Source organism: Pseudomonas syringae (assembly GCF_002157375.1).
In the GTDB taxonomy this organism is placed as follows: domain Bacteria; phylum Pseudomonadota; class Gammaproteobacteria; order Pseudomonadales; family Pseudomonadaceae; genus Aquipseudomonas; species Aquipseudomonas syringae_T.
Window position 1 is genome coordinate 71,784 of the sequence record NZ_MTSA01000015.1, and the last position, 16,390, is coordinate 88,173.

Consider the following 16,390-nt stretch of genomic DNA (forward strand, 5'->3'; position numbering starts at 1 on the left):
GAATAAATGGTGGCGGTTCGACAGTTTGCACTGACGCGTGCCCGTCGAAAAGTATGGCGATCAGGCAAGCAGGTCCTTCGGGTCGGTGAAACCCAGTCGTTCGCCCTGATAGCTGCCGTCCTGAACCCTGCGGCACCAGTCCAGGTTATCCAGATACCACTGCACGGTCTTGCGCAGCCCCGATTCGAAGGTTTCTTCAGGCGTCCAGCCCAGCTCGTTGTCGATCTTGCCGGCATCGATGGCATAACGCTGATCGTGGCCCGGCCGATCAACCACATAGGTGATCAGGTCGCTGTACTGCTGCACGCCGTCCGGACGCTGCGGGGCCAGTTCATCAAGCAAGGTGCAAATGCCGCGCACCACGTCGATGTTCTTCTGCTCGTTGTGGCCACCGATGTTGTACGTTTCACCGACCGCACCGTCGGTCACGACCTTGAGCAAGGCGCGTGCGTGATCTTCGACGTACAGCCAGTCGCGCACTTGCAGACCATTGCCGTACACCGGCAGCGGTTTGCCCGCCAGCGCATTAAGAATGACCAGCGGGATCAGCTTTTCGGGGAAGTGAAACGGCCCGTAGTTGTTGGAGCAGTTGGTCACCACCACGGGCAAGCCGTAAGTGCGATGCCAGGCGCGAACCAGGTGATCGGACGCCGCTTTGCTCGCCGAATAGGGCGAGCTGGGCGCATACGGCGTGGTTTCGGTGAACAGATCGTCGACGCCGTGCAGGTCACCGTACACTTCGTCAGTGGAAATATGGTGAAAACGAAATGCCTGACGCTCGGCGTCCGGCAGCTTCAGCCAATAAGCGCGCGTGGCTTCCAGCAAGCTGTAGGTGCCGACAATGTTGGTCTGCACGAACTCGGCCGGGCCATCGATTGAACGATCGACATGGGATTCGGCCGCCAGGTGCATGATCGCCTGAGGCGCGAACCGCTCCAGGACCGCGCCGACCCTGGCCTGATCGCAGATATCCGCCTGCACGAACTCATAGCGCGTGTTGGTGGCAATAGACTGTAACGATTCGAGATTGCCTGCGTAGGTCAATTTGTCGAAATTCAGCACGTCATGTGCGGTGTTGTTTATCAGGTGGCGGATCAGTGCCGAGCCGATGAAACCTGCGCCTCCGGTGACGAGTATTCGCATGAACTGACCTTCTTGTGTGTTTTGAAGTAGTGCAGCATAGCGTCTCAATGCCCGTGGCAGGATCAGGTCAGCACTCATCTCGTGAGGAATCTGATAAAACGGCTGTCATCTTTCGGCGTGAGGTGCTCAACCGAGGGATGCGTGCGCCGAGGCCGCTATAGTGTTCCGATGGTTTATGACGCGCCGTTCACTGCCCCTTTCCCTTACACCCCCAGGCCCTTACAGACACTGAGGTCATGATGCCGCTCGCCACGCTTATCCGCCGCTCCAGCCTGCCTTGCCCTGATGTCAGTCTCGACCAGGCGCTTCAATTGCTCGAACAGCATTACGGTTTGAGCGGCACCTTGAAAGCACTGGGCAGCCAGCAGGATCGTAATTTTCTGCTTGAAACCGACACGCGGCGCTACGTCCTGAAGATTTGTCACGGTGCCTATTCACCGACAGAACTGAACGCCCAGCATGCGGCGCTGCAACACTTGGCGAGCCACAGCACGGTCAGCGTCCCCGGGGTAATTCGCGCCAATGACACCGAGCAGCTGTTGTCCATCGAGATCGACGGGCAGGCGGTGCATATGCGCTTACTGGAGTTCATCGACGGGCAGTCGTTGGGTCATGCCGGGCATTTGAGCCATGAGGTGGTGACCGGTTTGGGGGAACTGTGTGCGCGCGTCGATCTGGCGCTGGCGGATTTCGAGCATCCCGGCCTGGAGCGCATTCTGCAATGGGACCCGCGCCACGCTCATGCACTGACCAGACATCTGCTGCCGGTGATCACCGATGCCGACGCTCAAGCGTGCGTGATCGAGGCGGCAGAGCAGGCCCATCGCCGTCTGCTGCCATTGATCCCGGCGCTGCCGATACAGGCGGTGCATCTGGACATCACTGAACACAACGTGGTCTGGCAGCGTGACAGCCATTGCCACTGGCAGATGCAAGGCCTGATCGATTTCGGTGATCTGGTCAGCACCTGGCGCGTGGCCGACCTGTCGGTCACTTGCGCGGCGCTGTTGCATCATGCCGAGGGTGATCCGCTTTACATCCTGCCGGCGATCCGCGCCTATCAGGCCCTGAACCCGCTGAAGACTGAAGAGTGGCAGGCGCTCTGGCCACTGATCGTGGCGCGCTCTGCGGTGCTGGTGCTCAGCAGCGAACAACAGGCCAGTGTCGAGCCAGACAACACGTACATTCAGGCCAACGTTGCCGGCGAATGGAACATCTTCGACGTCGCCACCTCGGTGCCGATGGCGCTGATGGAAACGGCGATCCTGCAGGCCGTGGGGGTGGATTTTCCACCTGTCGCTCAACCCGTTTATCAGCCTCTGCTGCCTGGTCTGCAAGGGTGCAAGCCGACGTTAGTGGACCTGGGTGTGCTCAGCGAACACTTCGTCGCGGGCAACTGGGAACAAGACGGTATCGATGAATACCTGCTCTCTCAGGCCGCTGGCGACGACGGCCTGGCTGCCAGTCGTTTTGGAGAGTATCGGCTGTCGCGCACGTTGCCTGACAGTGACCGAGAACCCGAAACGTTCGCCCTGCACGTCGAACTGCATGTGCCTGCCGAGACGCGGCTGCATGCTCCGTTCGACGCTGCGTTGCGCCTGACCGCCGATGCAGCGTTATTGCTGATCGGTGACTCGATAAGCCTGAAGCTATGGGGCGTGTTGCCGGACGTTGCGCTGCCTGACCGGGTTCAGGCAGGCGCGCTGATCGGGCAGGGCGCTGGCTCGGTGCTGCTGCAACTGTGTACCGCTGAAAACCTCAGCCCGCCACTGTTCACGACGCCTTCATGGGCAGCAGCCTGGCGCAGGTTCTGCCCGTCGCCTTCGGCCTTGCTGGGTTTCGACTGCGATGCGCCCGCGCTTCAGGACTCGGCGGCCTTGCTGGCGCGCCGTGACGCGAGCTTCGCCCGGTCGCAAAAACACTATTATCAGGCACCGCCACAGATCGAGCGCGGCTGGCGCAACCACCTGATCGACATGCAGGGCCGTTCGTATCTGGACATGCTCAACAACGTCGCCGTCCTCGGCCACGGTCATCCGCGCATGGCCCATGAAGCGGCCCGGCAGTGGTCGCTGCTCAACACCAATTCGCGCTTTCACTACGCGGCCATTGCCGAGTTTTCCGAGCGTCTGCTCGCGCTGGCGCCTGCTGGTATGGACCGGGTGTTTCTGGTCAACAGCGGCACCGAGGCCAACGACCTGGCGATTCGCCTGGCCTGGGCCTACAGCGGCGGGCGCGACATGCTCAGTGTGCTGGAGGCCTATCATGGCTGGTCGGTGGCGACCGATGCGATTTCCACCTCGATTGCCGACAACCCGCAGGCGCTCAGCACCCGCCCTGACTGGGTGCATCCGGTCACCGCGCCCAACACCTATCGTGGGCCGTTCCGGGGGGCGGACAGCGCGCCGGATTATGTGCGCAGCGTCGACCAGGTGCTGGCAACGCTGGCCGAGCAGCAACGTCAGGTGGCGGGTTTCATCTGCGAGCCGGTGTATGGCAATGCAGGCGGTATTTCGCTGCCGCCCGGCTACCTGCAACAGGTCTACCAGAAGATTCGCGCCCTGGGTGGTGTGTGCATCGCCGATGAAGTGCAGGTGGGCTATGGCCGTCTCGGTCATTACTTCTGGGGCTTCGAAGAGCAGGGCGTGGTGCCGGACATCATTACTCTGGCCAAAGGCATGGGCAACGGCCACCCGCTGGGCGCGGTGATTACCCGCCGTGAGATTGCCGAGGCGCTGGAGGCAGAGGGTTACTTCTTCTCGTCATCCGGCGGCAGCCCGGTCAGTTGCCGGATCGGCATGGCGGTGCTGGATGTCATGGAAGAGGAAAAACTATGGGACAACGCCCGGATTGTCGGTGACCACTTCAAGGCGCGTTTGCAGGCGCTGGCCGATAAACACCCGCTGATCGGTGCCGTGCATGGTACGGGTTTCTATCTGGGCGTAGAGCTGGTCCGTGACCGCCAGACCCTGGAGCCTGCCAGCGAAGAAACCGCGCAACTTTGCGAACGCCTGCGTGAGCTGGGCATCTTCATGCAGCCGACCGGTGATTACCTGAACATCCTCAAAGTCAAACCTCCCATGTGTACCACCCGCCAGAGTGTGGATTTTTTTGTCGATAACGTGTCGAAGGTCTTGCGTGAACTGGAGTAGGCGCTGTTTTTGACAGAGGACGCAGAGCGTCCAGAACGGCATACCGACGCGGAGCGTCGGCACGATAGGGGGTCGGAGGCCGCTCGCTGCGCAAGGTCAGCGTCGGCCCGGATGTCGCTCGCTGCGCGGTCAGCGTCCTCCCGGATGTTGCTTGCTGCGCACGGTCGGCGTCGTCCCGAACACCGCTCGTTCCTCACGCTCCAGCGTGGGAACGCATTGCGTGACGCTCTGCGTCACATTGTCGGCCGCGCTCAAGTGCCAAGTTGAGCCTGTATATAGATTTATATCGATATAAATTCTAGGTAATCCGGATTAAAAGAAGAAATACCCTTTTAAACCCGATTTTTATCCGCTATAAAGACCGCCATAATCGTCATCGCCCGTCTGCTATGGTGATAAGTCCTTGCAACCGCCCCTGGAGATATTTTCATGAGCCGTATCGTTTCTGTCGCTGCTACCCAGATGGCCTGCTCCTGGGATCTGGAAGCCAACATCGAGACCGCTGAAAAGCTGGTCCGTGAAGCTGCCGCCAAGGGCGCACAGATCATCCTGATTCAGGAACTGTTCGAAACCCCGTACTTCTGCCAGAAGCCGAACTCGGACTACTTGCAGTTGGCGACCCCTCTTGAATCCAACGTTGCCATCAAGCATTTCCAGAAGATCGCCAAAGAGCTGCAAGTCGTGCTGCCGATCAGCTTCTTCGAGCTGGCGGGTCGTGCGCGTTTCAACACCATTGCGATCATCGACGCAGACGGCACCAACCTGGGCATCTACCGCAAGAGCCACATCCCGGACGGCCCTGGCTACCACGAAAAGTACTACTTCAACCCGGGCGACACCGGTTTCAAGGTCTGGCAGACCCGCTACGCGAAGATCGGCGTCGGCATCTGTTGGGATCAGTGGTTCCCGGAGTGCGCACGCAGCATGGCGTTGCAGGGTGCAGAAATCCTGTTCTACCCGACCGCCATCGGCAGCGAGCCGCATGACAAGACCATCAGCTCCCGCGACCATTGGCAGCGTGTGCAACAAGGCCATGCCGGCGCGAACCTGATGCCGTTGATCGCCAGCAACCGCATCGGCAACGAAGAACAGGACGGTTACGACATCACCTTCTACGGCTCGTCGTTCATCGCCAACCAGTTCGGTGAAAAAGTCGCCGAGCTCAACGAAACCGAAGAAGGCGTGCTGGTCCACAGCTTCGACCTGGACGAACTGGAGCACATCCGCAGCGCTTGGGGCACATTCCGCGATCGCCGTCCGAACCTGTACGGCGCGGTCAAGACCCTCGACGGTTCGCTGGAGTCCTGATCGCCATGACCACGCTCAACAGCACGCCGCGCGCCGATGGTTTTCACATGCCCGCCGAATGGGCGCCGCAAACCCAGATCTGGATGGTCTGGCCAGAGCGCCCAGACAACTGGCGCCTGGGTGGCAAGCCCGCCCAGGCCGCACACGTTGCAGTGGCCAAAGCCATCGCTCGCTTTGAGCCGGTGACCGTCGCGGTGTCTGCCGGGCAGTACGACAACGCTCGTGCGCGTCTGGATATGCCGAACATTCGCGTTGTGGAAATGAGCAGCAACGACGCTTGGGTGCGTGACAGCGGCCCGACCTTCGTCATCAATGAGCGTGGCGAAGTGCGTGGCGTGAATTGGGCATTCAACGCCTGGGGCGGTTTCGACGGCGGGCTGTACTCGCCGTGGAACCTGGACTCGCAACTGGGCAGCAAGGTGCTGGAAATCGAGCGTTGCCCACGTTACGCCACCGAAGGCTTCGTGCTCGAAGGCGGTTCGATCCATGTCGATGGCGAAGGCACGCTGATCACCACCGAAGAGTGCCTGCTCAACCGCAACCGTAATCCTCACCTGACCCGTGAACAGATCGAAGCGGTGCTGAGCGACTATCTGGCTGTGGATAAAATCGTCTGGCTGCCTGACGGCCTGTTCAACGACGAAACTGACGGGCATGTGGATAACTTCTGCTGTTACGTGCGCCCGGGTGAAGTGCTACTGGCCTGGACCGATGATCCCGAAGACCCCAACTACTCACGTTGTCACGCGGCACTGAGTATTTTCGAAAACACTGTGGACGCACGGGGTCGCGCGTTTATCGTTCATAAAATGCCGATTCCAGGCCCATTGTTCGCGACAGAAGAAGAATGCGCGGGCGTCGATCAGGTGCATGGCAGCCAGGAACGCAACCCATCGGTGCGTCTGGCCGGCTCTTATGTGAACTTTCTGATCGTCAACGGCGGCATCATTGCACCGAGCTTCGACGATCCGATGGACGAAAAGGCCCGTGAGATCCTGCAAAAGCTGTTTCCGGAGCACGAGGTGGTGATGACCCCGGGCCGTGAGTTACTGCTGGGTGGAGGCAATATTCATTGCCTGACGCAGCAACAACCCGCCCCCTTTAAAGGGTAATACTTCGTAACTAGTTGTATCTTGCAGTAACTGGCTGGTCCCGATTTTGCTCTACTAAGCCCATCATCTGATGGGCTTTTTTTATGCGTTACTCTATAACGTCCCTCATCAGATTTATCGGCCGTGACAGTAAATTCGGTTGGCGAAAACCCGTTTTATTAGCTTGACTGTCATATGGCACCAGTAGATTTAGCCCCTCATGAATCAAGAGGTTTTCGTTATGAACGCAGGTATGAACCCGCAGTATGTACGTGGTTTGTCTGCTTCCCCCAGTAACGAGGCCCGCCAGTTGCTGGCGGAGTGGTTAAGGAAAACCAGGCCTGCAAAACCAAGACCGGACGTGCGCGCAATGTTATTGCAGCGCTACCCCGCAGGATTGCTCAACGATGCGGAATTTGAAGCACTCTTCCGCGTGCTGACAGATTAGGTCATACACCAGACTTCAGTTTGATCATCCGGGTGTTTGACACCCCCAGGCACCGGGACTAGCATTCGCGCCCCACTGCCTGTGGCTTGACCCTTCTACGTGCATCAGTAGTCCACTGCGATGACCTCGTGCGGCTTTCCATGCTGCTTGTTCAGAGACTGGAAGCCAGGACGGCCAATAGCCGTCGCCACAGCGCATGTCAATGTGCAGAAAAGGAAGACAAGATGCTTAACAAACGTATGGGCATGCTCGCTTTGGGCATCATCAGCGCCGGTGAGGCCTTGGCCCAGGGGCAGGCAGACTCGAAAGGTTTCGTCGAAGACAGCCATCTGAACGTCGACCTGCGCAATGCTTACATCAACCGCGACTTCAAGAATGGCCGTGAAGACAAGTCCGAATGGGGCCAGGCTTTCATGGGCACGTTCGCGTCCGGTTTTACGCAAGGCACGGTCGGTGTGGGCGTCGATGCCTTTGCGCTGTACGGCATTCGCCTGGACGGCGGCAAGGGACGCAGTGGCAATGGCGGCATCGATTTCTTCAAGCAGGGCGACAGTGGTGCTGCGGCCGATGACCTGTCCCGCGCAGGCGCGGCGGTTAAGGCGCGCTTTTCGAATACCATCATCAAATACGGCGAGCAGATGCCGCAATTGCCGGTGCTCAGTTACGACAACTCTCGTCTGCTGCCAGAAAGCTACACCGGCACCCTGATCACCTCTAAAGAGATTGACGGGCTTGAAGTCGTTGCAGGGCGTTTCACCCAGGAAGCCCGCAAAAGTGCCGAAGGTCGCGACAGCGGTGATCTGAAAAGCATCAACGTCTATGGCGCCAGCTACAAATTCACCGATGAATTCAGTGCTGCGTTTTACGCCTCCGACAACGAAGACGTGCTCAAAAAGCAGTACATCAACCTGAACTACGTCTTTGCCCTGCCGCAAGACCAGTCCCTGACCTTCGACTTCAACGGCTACAAGACCAGGCTGGATAAAGACTTCACCACCAGCGACGCGCGTGACAACAAAATATGGAGCCTGGCGGCGACTTGGGCCGTCGGTATCCACTCCTTTACCCTAGCGCACCAGCGCAGCACCGGTGACATGGGTTACGCCTACGGCGGCTATCGCAACGATGGTGGCTTTGGTGATGGCGGCAACACCATCTACCTCGCCAATTCCTACTGGTCTGACTTCAACGGCAAGGACGAGCGCTCGTGGCAAGCAGCCTACGGCGTGGACCTGTCCGGCCTCGTCCTGCCGGGCCTGAGCTACAAGGCCGCCTACGTGCGCGGTGACAACATCGACGACGGCACCGTTGGCAGCGGCGACGGCACCGAGCGCGAGATCTTCAGCCAGCTGACCTACGTGGTCCAAAGCGGCCCGGCCAAAGACCTCTCGATCCGCCTGCGCAACTCATTCTTGCGCGTCTCCGACGACGCACAGGCCTACAACAACGATGGCAATGAAACCCGCATTTTCGTGGATTATCCGATCAGCGTTTTCTGACGGGGTAGCGGTCAAGCCGTAACAAGAGGCCCCGGTTTCTAGCCGGGGCATTTTTTAACGGTTCCGCTTAATGCTGCATGGCTGATCAGTCTTTCGGTTTCCCCATATCGGCGAATTGAGTGATATGTATCGCGTGATCCGGGAATCGGGCCGTCACGATCAACTCGCCCCCCATAGCCTCTATAAAACGTCTGACGGTACTGATGTACATGTCAGTACGCTTCTCCATTTTCGCCACGCTGCCTTGGCTGACCTGCAGAAGCTGAGCGAGCGACTCTTGGGAAAGCAGCCTTGCACGGCGAAGCTCGGCGAGATCCATTTCTGAGCGCAGTTGTTCAAACTTTTCTTGCCCGCGAGCCTGAGCTTCGGGCGACATTTTTTCGCGTAGAGCTGAAAATTTTTTTCCGGCCATGATGGCTACCTGTCTTCATTTTGCTGTGCTGCAAGGTGCTCGTCATAAAGACGATCTGCGATAGCCAGCATCCGTTCATAGAATCGCTTATCTCCTGTCTTGTCTCCACCTATCAGGAGGATCGCGGTGCGAGTGGGATCAAATGCATAAAAGATCCTGATTGGCTTGGCTGCGCTTTGCACACGTAACTCACGCATGTGGCTGTGTCGAGTACCATGCAGCCCGCTGGAGAACGGGTATTCCAGGTGCGGCCCTCTTGACGATCGGCGTCAATGCGGGTCGATGAGTGCATGAGAGCTTGCACGCTTGCAGCTACGGACTGAATACTTGATCGAAGGATTAGTGTCAGATGCTTTTTCAGAACTGAGAAAGCAGAGGCTGCCAGCGAGGCAATCTGGCGCCTGGATTTTGATCGTAAAAGGGCGCCCGATGTGTGATGCGATGCATCACATCTTTACCGGTATCATCTTCCTGGATCCGCGCTCTCAATCCGCAATCAACTGAACACACACGGCGAAACTTCCGAGGAATATCCAGAAAAAGCTGAACAACCAAGGACTGCGCTTGGAGAACAGCAAGGATTTTTTCGGCCCGGTTTCACTGGACTCCCAATCGCTGAACAATGGCGAGTCGTCATAGGTCAGCCCGATGACCGGCTCGCTGAGCAGCAGTTGAGCCTGTTTGTGATGCCAATGCTGGATGATGTCGCAGGCCGCCCGAATACCCGGCCAGGCGAACAGCGTACTAAGCAGCCCCAGCAAGGCCAGCATCGGCGGTATCACCAGCGTGAACATCACGCCCCATTCCGGGTTCATGTTGGCCATTGACGACGCGTAGGCGATCACCAGAAATGACTGCGCCGACAAATAGGCGTTGGTTCGGTTGGAGAGGTTAGTGGTTTCGTAATGAATTTCGCGTCGATAAAAGTCCAGCCGTTCCTTGGGCGAGCCAAACAATTTGACCTGCTGCTCATCCACGACTTTCGCGGGAGTTTCATCCGTTATGATTCTGGGCACTGGTGTTACCGATGTGTAAAAGATGCTGGATAGACCCCCGCTTGCATCCAGCAGTTCGACTTAAATCCCGGTAGACGGGACCGTTCATCCAGTGAGCACTTTTCGACGAACAGGGGCATCATCATGACCATCACCCCCACGACATCATCGGCAGCATCACCCTGATGACCCACCCCGGCAACAACCGCGGCTTCTGGCTGCACCCGGACTGGCAAGGCCACGGCTACATGAAAGAGGCCTGCCGCTTGACCAATCGACAGTGGTTCGACGTGATGGGTATGCCCCTGATGCAAGTGCCCAAAGCCGCCCCTAATGAAGCCTCGCGGCGCATCTCGATCAACGAAGGCATGCGCAAAGTGAGCACACACGACGGGGCGTTTGTCAGCGGACAGTTCGAGGTGGAAGTCTGGATGAGTGGTTGGCGCGGGCGCTACAGACAGGCACTTCGAGCGCCTGACGTGAAGGCAGACCGGGCATTAATCTGTTGCCCAAAACCACGAGCGCAAGTGACATTGCCAATAAGCAGGGAGCGACCCGAATGCCATTGACCCGCAAGACCGACCCCGACATCACCCTGGTAACGGTCCAACCCGAAGATTTCGAAACGTTGGTGGCCATACGTATCGAAGCCATGCGCGAAAGCCTCGAACGTGTTGGCCGGTTCGATCCGGTGCGCGCCCGAGAGCGTTTTCGAGAAGGGTTTTCTGCGATGTACACTCACTACATTCAGGTAGACGGCAGCAAGGTCGGCTTCATGGCCGTCAAACCGACCAGCGATGGCCTGTTGCTGGATCACCTATATATCAAGCCGGCTGCTCAAGGGCTGGGCATTGGCTCTGCCGTGCTTCGGCAGGTGTTCGCACAAGCGGATGCAACCGCATCGACAATACGAGTGGTCGCCCTGAAAGAAAGCGACTCCAACCGCTTCTACGTCCGCCACGGGTTTCAGCTCGTTGAAAGTGGCGAGTTCGACAACTACTACATTCGCCCGCAACGTCTGATGAGACGCTAACGGGTTGTGATCAGCCCGCTGTCGCGGCCTTTTCAGCCGCACGCGCAGCGAGCATCGCCGCTTCCGTTTCCTGGGTGTGCAGCTCACCTTTGTAAGCCAGTTGATTGAAGAACATGCCGTCCATTTGCTCCTTGGATGGCGTCGACGTCTTGGGGATAAACAAAGCGCCCAAATCCAGCGAGTTGGCGAAGTTCTCCTTGGTCAGGTTGTACCGTCCCAGATAACTGCCGCTCCACGGCGAGTCGGCATCGACCATATCAATGGCCGTTTCGCGATAAGTGGTGGCTGCCGCTTTCAGCCCACTGGACGCATTCAACAGCGTGTTCAGCTGTTTGGTGTCCGCTTCGCTCAATTCACCAGAACTGTTAGTCGCCTTCAAATTGCCACTCGCTTCAATCGTGAAGCCGAACTTCTTGCTCGCCAGATCCGGATAGACCGACGCCAGCGTCGACTTGAACGCTTCATACGACGTCTTCAACGCCTCCGTCGACGTCCTGTGTTCGGCAGCCTTCTGCGGGAACTCAGGTGACTGGGAACGGCCAATCCATGTCTCGATCACCACCATCGGCTCTGTAGTCGCCGGGGTCTCGGTGCTGGGGTGATAAACGACGGCAGGCGTGGTGACAGGCGTATTGGCGGCAGCGTTCTTCAGCGCTTCCTTCTGCGCGTCGGTGAGCGGTTGCGGAGTGAGCGTCACGCCAGAATGGGGAAGGGTGACGGTTGGAGACGTGTTGTTGCCGGGGGTAAGTGAGATAACCATTTCATCGATCCATGATTGCGGGGTGTAGACAGGGTATCGACGCAGTTCAGGGCAGCTTTAACAGAGGCTGGTCGGGCCAACCTGTTCAAGATGTTTCGGGCAAGCGTATAAAAGTGATTCTGGCGCTCCATCAGAGCCGGTCGAGCATTTATCAGATTGGAAAAAAGGGGGCATCTGACGTTCTACCTTGATGGCGGGGCCGTACCTATCAATAATTGGTGCGAAACCGGATCCGTCCAAGGGCTTTTGGACGCAAGAACTGGCTTTTTGCAGGATCGCTGCGTAGCGTCGAACGGGCAGTTGTGATCATGAGCTTGATTCAGGCTGCGCGGCAGAAGGTATGATCCGGTTGTTTATCTGAAAAGGCGTTCTCACGCGCCTGCCGACGCAACGGGTGAGTGAAACTGATCATTTGCATCCACACAAGCGGCAACCATCCAACCTTGCAGATAAGTCAGAGGCACTAAACGCCATCCAATTACTGCGGATCACGCTCGGCGTGTCATCAATAGCATCGAGGCGGCAGCCGACAACAAACCAGCGCAGCAACGGTTAAACATTTGCTTGCCACGAGGCAGAGCAAACCAGCGGCGCATATGCAATCCGATGTACGCATAGATGCCAATGGCAATCCACTCCAACACCAAAAACAGAAGACCGAGCAACGTAAACTGAGAACCAATATCTGCCGTTGGGTCGACGAATTGAGGCAAGAACGCGGTAAAAATCAGGATGGCTTTGGGGTTACCAGCGGCGACGAGGAATTCCTGCCTTGCCAGCGCGTATAGACCTAACGGGACGTTCTTTGACTCGGCTTCCGCTTGCGGTGTAGCGCTCCACAACTGGTATGCCAAATAGAAAAGATATGCTGCGCCAACTATTTTGATCCCATAGAAGATTAACTCTGAAGTTTGCAGCACTACGGCCAAGCCTGTCGAAGCCAGCGCAATCATCACCGCGAACGCTATCAAGCGACCAGCACCTGCCAAGCATGATGTGCGGTATCCGTAGCGTGTCGCATTGCTGATCGACAACAGATTGTTAGGCCCTGGCGTCATATTCAGGGCAAAGCAGGCGGGCAGGAATAACGCTAGTGTCGCAAGGTTCATATGGAGATCCATAACCATTTTTGCTTCAATCTTACAATTGAGCTGCCGCATGTGCCACTGTCCTTAGGGTCCTGAGTGGAGCATGTACTGTCAGGACGCTGGCGCATTCAAAAAGGTGTATCCCCCGGACGCTTACAATGCTGATGCCAAATGGATTACAAGATGGGAGCCCGCAGGAATGAGCTTTGACATTATTATTTTGAAGCCTACAGACCTCAGTGAAGAGGATCTGTCCAACGTTGAGGATGTGCTAGATATTGGATGCCCTGAGGTCGTGATCACATTTCTAGAGTCGGTGTTCCCTGGATCTGCTCAAGGTGCATTTTCGGATGGTGAACGTTACTCGCTTGAGTCTGCTCAGAATGGAGACCCAGTGACCACCATACACCTGACTCTCAGGTACGGCCGAGCTTGGTCTGAGGCAACCAATGCTGAGTTCTTGACCCAGCTCTTGAGGCTCTGCCAATTGCTCCAGTCAGTTGCTTATGCGGTCTCCGATAACTCAAGGCTTACACCTCCCTGCTAAAGACGGCCCCTCTTGCTCGCGAGGGCGACGTGGAGGTTTGGAAGATGACTTGGCCAGATTTTACGAAAAGCATGCAGGCTAAACAGCATTAAGACGTAGTGAAGCAGCTTTGGATTGGGGCACATCATTTTTACGGTGAGCGACAGAAAATTGTGCGTTGCGTGTCTTATGTGACGACAAGTGGGTTGGCGTCCAGCTGTGATTGGAGCTTTTTGATTTTTTTCAGGTGTCTAAGTTCTGTAGACATCCCGCGTGCTACCAGTGTGCCGCAGAACATGATGAAAAGACCTGCCATTTGAGCTTGGGGTTTTCCCGTGACACCCAGGTAAGCCATGACGATATTGCAGTAGATGAATAGCATCCCGGCCAAAATAGCGCCAGCGTAGGCCGATACCTTCTTGTCTATTGGAATATTGACGACTACTACGCGCCCGGAGGGGGAAACGTCGATACTTTTCGCCACCACTTTCATATCCGCCAGTGTCAGGTTTCCCGCAGCGTGCGCTGCCATGAGCGCCTTGGCTTTGTTAGGCGAGGTATCGATTTTTGTGGTGGTCTTAAAAATTTCGGCGCCTGCAGCGGTTTTCAAGAACTCATGGGGCAGGCTGCCTTCCACTGTGTATGCGCTCATTTCCTTCAAACGTTTGAATTTGCGCTGAGCCAGGTGCTCGTTATGAAAATCGAAGGATGATTTGAGCAGCTTGAGAGCAAATTGGAAGGCTACCAATATGCCTACGATGTAGCCCAGAGCTCCGCTTCGGGCCAATATTTCTTGTACGGTGGTTGCCATTTTCTCCTCCATATTGAATGTGAACCTGTGTCATGAGTGATTGCTCCGTGCATATCACTAGACGTCTGCTCCAGCGTTTCCAATCCCAAAAACAAAAAAGGCCCACCTTTCGGTGAGCCTTTCTTGTTGCTGCGTATGGTGCCGGCACCAGGAGTCGAACCCGGGACCTACTGATTACAAGTCAGTTGCTCTACCAACTGAGCTATACCGGCGTAATGGGCTGCGAGTATATAGAGTCTGATGCGCTTGTAAACCCTAGCTGTCTGATTCAGTTGAAAAAAATCGACCGTTGGCGTTTTTCATCGGACGTGAGCCGTCGGCGGTGCAGGACGTTTCCTTTGGTTTGGGGGGATTGGTCTGTTTGGGGTGTGTGAGTGCTGTGGTTTTGAGTGTGTTTTTGCCGCTCGTCGTTGAGGGCTTCGGGGCTGGCGGTCGGTGGATTTTTAACCAGGCGGTGCAAACCGATGCGTCCAGCGAGGATGGCGATCTGGTGCATGAACAGGCGCTGGGCAGGTGCGGTCGTTTTGGGGGTGTTGCAGGGTGAGGGTGCTTTGCATAGGCTTGTTCTCAACGGCCCGGGCTACTGAGTCAGCAGCACAGGCCGTTAGCTTTTCAGCCAGCAGATAAAGGACTATCTGATGAGTGATGCGATGGATCGTAACCGGGCTTCGGGTGTTGTATGCCGCAGGCGGGTCATTCACTGAAGAGTTGTTGAAGGACATGTGTATCGCGTCTGGCCCTTTCGGGTTGTGCGCAAGGTGGGGCTGAGGATTGGCGTCTGAATCGCATGAATGTGCGTCTGGATGCTCACGAAAGCTTCATCGATACTTGAAGAAATGCCCGGATCCTCTGGATCCGGGCATTTTTCTGTGCGGTGGTTCCTGTTGTGGGGCGCTGGCGTGGCATTTTTGCTGGAGTTTGGTTTTTTGTGGCCGATACAGTTGTATCGAAAATGGCAGTCGGCCATGGACAGCAAGTGCAATGCAGAGAACACCCACGCATTACGAGCTGCTGAGTGTTGCTCGCGATGCCTCTCCTGAGCAGATCAAGAAGGCTTATCGCAAGCTGGCGCAGAAGCTGCACCCGGACAGGAATTCCGATCCTTACGCCTCGGACATGATGGGCGTCGTCAATGCGTCCCATGATGTGTTGTCGGATGCCGGACGGCGTGCGGCGTATGATGCGCAGTTGGCTGCCGACGAGCACAAGGCCCGTGCGGACGCTGCTCGCCGCAGGCAGGCGCAGGCGGTGAAAGGGCAGATGGTCCATGTTTATGGTTCGCCGTCAGCCCATGCGCCTGTCGCGCCGCAGCGCAATGTGCAGCCAGGGGCGACTCCCAAGGCTTCTCCTTCTCCCGCATCCTCTCCCCGTGGTCGACGTCGCCGTCAGGCGTTGCGTTGGGCGTTGCTGTTCGTGGTTTTTTGCGCGGGCGGGGCGTGGATGGGGTATGACCCGAACGCAGGTAAATCTTTTGTGCCGGCCGAACCCGCGCCGGTTGCGCAGACGTGGGTCAAGCCAGCTCCGGCCGTTGCGGTTGAGTCGCCCGTGGTCAGCACGGCAAAGCCGGTTGAGCCGGTGGCTTCCGAGTGTGAGTTGCCAGCGCTGGACCCGATGGGCGAGCCGTGGCCGGACAAGCCGGGTTACCTGAAGGGCATGCCGTTGCTCAAGGACAACGGCTGGTCGCAGATTACTGTGGATAACTCCGCCGGGGAGTCGGCGGTGTACGCCAAGGTCACGGATGCGGTAGGGCGCAGAGCGTTTCGGCATGCGTTTGTGCCGGCCGGGGCGGTGTTCAGTTTTGCCAAGATGGACCCTGGGCTGTACCTGCTCAAGTACAAGATGATGAGTACGGGCTGCGCGTTTGCGTCGGGCCGTATTTTGCTGGAAGAAACGCCGATGGGCAGTCAGATCAAGTCCAGTGCCTACAAGCTGACGTTGCGCAAGTTGCAGAACCGTAGTGTGCCGTTTACGCGGTTGAAGGATGATCAGTTTTAGCGGTTGAGCCATTACGTGAGTGCGGCGTCGCCTGTTCAGTCTTCGCGGACAAGTCCGCTCCCACGGGCTTCGGCAATCGTGCGTAGAGATCATCTTTTGCAACGCTTTCAGGCCGGTTTTTGAAGGCTT

General features: G+C 57.2%; 15 protein-coding genes, 1 tRNA gene and 2 pseudogenes. 9 read left to right on the forward strand and 9 right to left on the reverse strand.

Features of this window, described 5'->3' with window-relative positions; genetic code table 11:
- Positions 1–60 precede the first annotated feature (60 nt).
- On the reverse strand, positions 61–1,143 hold the full coding sequence (gene rfbB / locus BW686_RS19225; protein ID WP_084919173.1) for a dTDP-glucose 4,6-dehydratase: 1,083 nt from the start codon (positions 1,141–1,143) through the stop codon (positions 61–63).
- Positions 1,144–1,382: 239 nt separating this feature from the next.
- Between rfbB and BW686_RS19230 the strand changes: the two genes are divergently transcribed.
- From BW686_RS19230 to BW686_RS19250, 5 genes are all read left to right on the forward strand, one after another.
- Positions 1,383–4,295: an aminotransferase gene (locus tag BW686_RS19230; protein ID WP_084919101.1), complete on the forward strand. Its 2,913-nt coding sequence runs from the start codon at positions 1,383–1,385 to the stop codon at positions 4,293–4,295.
- A gap of 429 nt (positions 4,296–4,724) precedes the next feature.
- Positions 4,725–5,603 carry an N-carbamoylputrescine amidase gene (gene aguB, locus BW686_RS19235; protein WP_084919102.1) on the forward strand — a complete coding sequence of 293 codons (879 nt, stop codon included), beginning with the start codon at positions 4,725–4,727 and terminating at the stop codon, positions 5,601–5,603.
- A gap of 5 nt (positions 5,604–5,608) precedes the next feature.
- Positions 5,609–6,715 (forward strand): agmatine deiminase, encoded by a 1,107-nt coding sequence (aguA, locus tag BW686_RS19240; protein WP_084919103.1) that lies wholly within the window; start codon positions 5,609–5,611, stop codon positions 6,713–6,715.
- 220 nt (positions 6,716–6,935) lie between these two features.
- On the forward strand, positions 6,936–7,142 hold the full coding sequence (locus BW686_RS19245; RefSeq protein WP_179149320.1) for a hypothetical protein: 207 nt from the start codon (positions 6,936–6,938) through the stop codon (positions 7,140–7,142).
- Positions 7,143–7,366: 224 nt separating this feature from the next.
- Positions 7,367–8,641, forward strand: a complete 1,275-nt coding sequence (locus tag BW686_RS19250; RefSeq protein ID WP_084919105.1) for an OprD family porin — start codon at positions 7,367–7,369, stop codon at positions 8,639–8,641.
- An 85-nt stretch (positions 8,642–8,726) separates the two neighbouring features.
- On the opposite strand, the gene BW686_RS19255 is transcribed toward BW686_RS19250, so the two are convergent.
- From BW686_RS19255 to BW686_RS19265, 3 genes are all read right to left on the reverse strand, one after another.
- Positions 8,727–9,053: a helix-turn-helix domain-containing protein gene (locus BW686_RS19255; protein ID WP_084919106.1), complete on the reverse strand. Its 327-nt coding sequence runs from the start codon at positions 9,051–9,053 to the stop codon at positions 8,727–8,729.
- A 5-nt stretch (positions 9,054–9,058) separates the two neighbouring features.
- Positions 9,059–9,298 carry a type II toxin-antitoxin system RelE/ParE family toxin gene (locus BW686_RS19260; protein ID WP_084919107.1) on the reverse strand — a complete coding sequence of 80 codons (240 nt, stop codon included), beginning with the start codon at positions 9,296–9,298 and terminating at the stop codon, positions 9,059–9,061.
- Positions 9,299–9,538: 240 nt separating this feature from the next.
- Positions 9,539–10,069 (reverse strand): hypothetical protein, encoded by a 531-nt coding sequence (locus BW686_RS19265; protein WP_084919108.1) that lies wholly within the window; start codon positions 10,067–10,069, stop codon positions 9,539–9,541.
- Between the two features lie 134 nt (positions 10,070–10,203).
- On the opposite strand from BW686_RS19265, the pseudogene BW686_RS19270 reads away from it, so the two are divergent.
- Together BW686_RS19270 and BW686_RS19275 are read left to right on the forward strand one after the other, a co-directional pair.
- Positions 10,204–10,526 (forward strand): annotated as a pseudogene (locus BW686_RS19270) (GNAT family N-acetyltransferase); the annotation flags it as partial.
- Between the two features lie 81 nt (positions 10,527–10,607).
- On the forward strand, positions 10,608–11,081 hold the full coding sequence (locus BW686_RS19275; protein WP_084919109.1) for a GNAT family N-acetyltransferase: 474 nt from the start codon (positions 10,608–10,610) through the stop codon (positions 11,079–11,081).
- A gap of 10 nt (positions 11,082–11,091) precedes the next feature.
- On the opposite strand, the gene BW686_RS19280 is transcribed toward BW686_RS19275, so the two are convergent.
- Positions 11,092–11,841 carry a hypothetical protein gene (locus BW686_RS19280; RefSeq protein ID WP_084919110.1) on the reverse strand — a complete coding sequence of 250 codons (750 nt, stop codon included), beginning with the start codon at positions 11,839–11,841 and terminating at the stop codon, positions 11,092–11,094.
- 174 nt (positions 11,842–12,015) lie between these two features.
- Between BW686_RS19280 and BW686_RS27215 the strand changes: the two are divergent.
- Positions 12,016–12,268 (forward strand): annotated as a pseudogene (locus tag BW686_RS27215) (IS66 family transposase); the annotation flags it as partial.
- 61 nt (positions 12,269–12,329) lie between these two features.
- Here BW686_RS27215 and BW686_RS19290 read toward each other — a convergent pair.
- The 4 genes from BW686_RS19290 to BW686_RS26915 all read right to left on the reverse strand — a co-directional run bounded on the left by BW686_RS19290 (position 12,330) and on the right by BW686_RS26915 (position 14,762).
- Complete coding sequence (locus BW686_RS19290) at positions 12,330–12,950, reverse strand: LysE family translocator (protein ID WP_084919174.1); 621 nt, start codon at positions 12,948–12,950, stop codon at positions 12,330–12,332.
- A 692-nt stretch (positions 12,951–13,642) separates the two neighbouring features.
- Positions 13,643–14,266, reverse strand: a complete 624-nt coding sequence (locus BW686_RS19300) for a hypothetical protein (protein WP_143514202.1) — start codon at positions 14,264–14,266, stop codon at positions 13,643–13,645.
- A gap of 136 nt (positions 14,267–14,402) precedes the next feature.
- A tRNA-Thr gene (locus BW686_RS19305) sits at positions 14,403–14,478 on the reverse strand.
- A 56-nt stretch (positions 14,479–14,534) separates the two neighbouring features.
- Positions 14,535–14,762, reverse strand: a complete 228-nt coding sequence (locus BW686_RS26915; RefSeq protein WP_179149318.1) for a hypothetical protein — start codon at positions 14,760–14,762, stop codon at positions 14,535–14,537.
- Between the two features lie 485 nt (positions 14,763–15,247).
- Between BW686_RS26915 and BW686_RS19315 the strand changes: the two genes are divergently transcribed.
- Positions 15,248–16,261 carry a J domain-containing protein gene (locus BW686_RS19315; RefSeq protein WP_084919112.1) on the forward strand — a complete coding sequence of 338 codons (1,014 nt, stop codon included), beginning with the start codon at positions 15,248–15,250 and terminating at the stop codon, positions 16,259–16,261.
- The last annotated feature ends 129 nt before the right edge of the window (positions 16,262–16,390 follow it).